This is a genomic window from Neisseria sp. P0022.S010, from assembly GCF_051956635.1.
Genome location: NZ_JBQCXF010000344.1, coordinates 1 through 3,225, shown reverse-complemented (window position 1 = coordinate 3,225; position 3,225 = coordinate 1). Strand labels below are relative to the sequence as shown.

The 3,225-nt window shown below is 50.1% G+C and carries 5 protein-coding genes; all 5 read right to left on the bottom strand.

Going from position 1 to position 3,225, the window contains the following annotated elements; all coding sequences use genetic code 11:
• Positions 1–721 (bottom strand): ribosome biogenesis GTPase YlqF (gene ylqF / locus ACTHUT_RS16460; RefSeq protein WP_440419096.1); only part of this gene is annotated, 721 nt, incomplete at its 3' end.
• A gap of 93 nt (positions 722–814) precedes the next feature.
• The gene (locus tag ACTHUT_RS16455; RefSeq protein WP_049351430.1) at positions 815–1,051 is read right to left on the bottom strand and encodes a protocatechuate 3,4-dioxygenase; all 237 of its coding nucleotides are present in this window, start codon (positions 1,049–1,051) and stop codon (positions 815–817) included.
• A 34-nt stretch (positions 1,052–1,085) separates the two neighbouring features.
• Positions 1,086–1,940 (bottom strand): RNase adapter RapZ, encoded by an 855-nt coding sequence (rapZ, locus tag ACTHUT_RS16450; RefSeq protein WP_250580478.1) that lies wholly within the window; start codon positions 1,938–1,940, stop codon positions 1,086–1,088.
• Positions 1,921–2,883 (bottom strand): HPr(Ser) kinase/phosphatase, encoded by a 963-nt coding sequence (gene hprK, locus ACTHUT_RS16445; RefSeq protein WP_003685274.1) that lies wholly within the window; start codon positions 2,881–2,883, stop codon positions 1,921–1,923. The genes rapZ and hprK overlap by 20 nt, the downstream gene beginning before the upstream one ends.
• 3 nt (positions 2,884–2,886) lie before the next feature.
• Positions 2,887–3,225, bottom strand: a 339-nt coding sequence (gene ptsN, locus ACTHUT_RS16440; RefSeq protein ID WP_440419093.1) for a PTS IIA-like nitrogen regulatory protein PtsN, incomplete at its 5' end; no start/stop codon positions are given.

Sequence of the window (3,225 nt, the reverse complement as noted above, 5' to 3'; positions counted from 1 at the left end):
TCTTGGCAATCCACTCCAGCCAAGAAGTATCGTCCCAATGGCTGCTTGGATCTTTGTCGGCTTGATAGCGCTCTTGCAACAGGGCCAGATAATGGCGGCGGAGGTAATCCAAAAGCTCAAGCGCCACTTCTTCTTCGTCCAGCGCGTTGCGCCCGACTGCACCGCCGGCTGCAAGATTATAGCCACCTTCTTCGACGATAATTTTTGGCCACAACATACCCGGGGTATCGTACAGCCAGAAATCGTCGGCAAGGAAAAGGCGTTGTTCGGCTTTGGTAATACCGGGTTCGTTACCGGTTTTGGCAGATTTTTTGCCGATCATGCCGTTAATCAAGGTGGATTTGCCGACATTGGGAATGCCACAAATCAGGACACGCAGCGGCTTCTCGATACCTTGGCGATGCGGAATCATGGCACGGCAGGCTTGGGTAATTTTGCCATGCGCGCCGGTTTCGGAAGAATCAAGTGCAATGGCGCGGGTATCTTGGCGGCTGTTGTAGTGTTCGAGCCAAACTTTGGTGCGTTCGGGATCGGCAAGGTCTTGTTTATTTAAAATTTTAAGTTTGGGCTTGCCTTTGGACAACTGGGCAAGCAAAGGGTTTTCGCTGGAAGCAGGCATACGCGCGTCCAGCATCTCAATCACCATATCAACGTTTTTAATGCGTTCGGCAATGGCTTTTTTTGCCTTGTTCATGTGGCCGGGAAACCATTGGATAGCCATGTCTTTTTATTCTTTCTATTCGTATCTGAGGCCGTCTGAAAAATCATTGTTTTTCAGACGGCCTCGGTATTTGGATAATCGGTCAATCAGGATTTAGAGGTTGCCATGCTCGTAGCTGTAATAACCTGCTTCATCCATACATTGCTCAAACGTTTTGGATGTATCGCCACGTTTGGTTCCATTTTGAACTTGTGATTTGCAGGTATTGATTTGGCGGGAAACTTCAGCTTCGCTCGCGCCGGTACGGTGCCAACGGTAAGCAGTGACAGGCTCTGTTGCACAAGCGGTCAAGATAAGCAGGGATAATGCGGTCAGACTGATTTTTTTCATGGTTTCTTCCTTTAAGGCCGTCTGAAACGGCAAGTTAGCGTCCTGCCAAGCTTTGTGCCTGACGGTGGCGGACAAGGAGTTCGTAACGGCCTTTAAGGCGTTCGGCCAGTTTTTCCACAACATAGACGGAGCGGTGCTGACCGCCGGTACAACCGATGGCAATCGTTACATAACTGCGGCTCTCTTGTTGCAGGCGCGGCAGCCAGCGGCTAATAAAATGGTCGATGTCATCAACCATTTCTTGAGCCAACGGCTGCTGGCCCAAATAATCTTGAATAGGCTTGTCCATGCCGGTAAAGGGGCGCAATTCCGGATCGTAATACGGATTGGGCAGGCTGCGCATATCAAACATAAAGTCGGCATTGTTGGGAACGCCGTATTTGAAACCAAAGGATTCAAGAATAACCAGCAAGCCGACACGTTCAATATTGAGCCATTGTTGTACAGCATAACGCAGCTGCTGAGCGTTCATTTTGGACGTATCGATGCAATATGCGATGTCTCTAAGCGGGAAGAGCCACTCGCGTTCTTTTTGCAGGCTTTCCAACAAAGTCAGGTTTTGGCCGGACAAAGGGTGTCCGCGACGGGTTTCTGAGAAGCGGCGAACCAAAACGCCCTCTTCCGCTTCAACAAACAGGACTTCGACTTGATGCCCTTCATTACGCAAATATTGGATTTGCTCTTGCGCTTCCTGAATATTGATACCGGAACGAATATCAACGCTGACACCAAGCTGGGTTTCTTCGCCGCGTTCAATATGGTACAACACCAGCGAAGGCAACATTTCCAAAGGCAGATTATCAACGCAATAAAAACCTGAATCTTCGAGTTGTTTGAGGGCTACGGATTTTCCTGAGCCGGATAAGCCGCTAATCAGGACGATTTTCATGATTTTGTTCGTTTTCTTTGAGTTGTGTTTGATGGCGTTCGAGGAATTCTTTGGTACTGTCTTTACCGCGCAATTGAAGGATGTAATTGCGCACTGCAGCTTCAACCAATACTGCTAAGTTTCGACCGATTGCAACAGGCAGGGTAACGGAACGGACGCTGACATTGAGGATAGATGCTGTTTCGGTACGGATGCTCAATCGATCGAGTTGTTTCATGTATCCGTCGTCGGCCGGAACCAAATTGATAATCAGCTGGAGGATTTTTTTCGGACGGATGGAGGTTTCGCCAAAAATGTGGCGGATATTGAGTATGCCCAAGCCGCGTACTTCGAGGAAATCACGCAGCATAGGCGGACAACGGCCTTCCAGCATTTCCGGGCCGGTACGGAAAAGTTCGACCGCGTCATCGGCAATCAGGCTGTGGCCACGCGAAATCAACTCCAATGCCAATTCGCTCTTACCCAAGCCGGATTGTCCGGTAATGAGTACGCCCACTTCAAATACATCCAAAAATACGCCGTGCTTGATGGTGGAAGTAGCCAATGTACGTTGCAGATAAATCCGCAAAACGTCCATCAAGTGCGGACTTTCCTGCTTGGAAGTCAGCAAAGGAATACTGTTGGTATGGCAATAATCGCGCAATTTGGGCGAAACCGGCAAGCCGTTGGCGACAATGACCAAAGACATGGGGATGTCGAAAAGCTCGCCGAAATCGTAGTTGAGCTCGCCCGTTTCCAAGCGGCGCAAATATTCGGCTTCAGCTACGCCGACAACTTGAATTTGGTTGGGATGGATAAAGTTTAAGTGGCCGACCAAGGCCAAGACGGGTTTATCGGCTTCGACACCGATACGGTTGTCCGCGCCGGAATTACCGGCAGCCCAAGCAAGTTCGAGTTTGTGCTGATTGTCGGAAAACAGGCGGCGGACAGATATGCTGGGCATGAATTACTCTTCGCTCAGGAGTGTACGTACTTCTTCGGCAGAAGTCGCGGCCATCAACGCTTCACGGATGGCTTTTTGAGAGAATCTGCCGGCAAGTTTGGACAAGACTTCCAAATGTTCGCCGGTAGCGTTTTCAGGCACAAGCAGGATGAAAATCAGGGAAACGGGTTTGCCGTCGGGCGCATCAAAGGCAACCGGCTCTTTGGTGCGGATAAAAGCACCGGTGGCTTTTTTCACGCATGCGTGACGGCCGTGAGGAATCGCCACCCCCTGCCCCAAACCGGTCGAACCAAGTTTTTCACGGGCAAACAGGCAGTCGAACACGTTGGCATTCGGTAATTC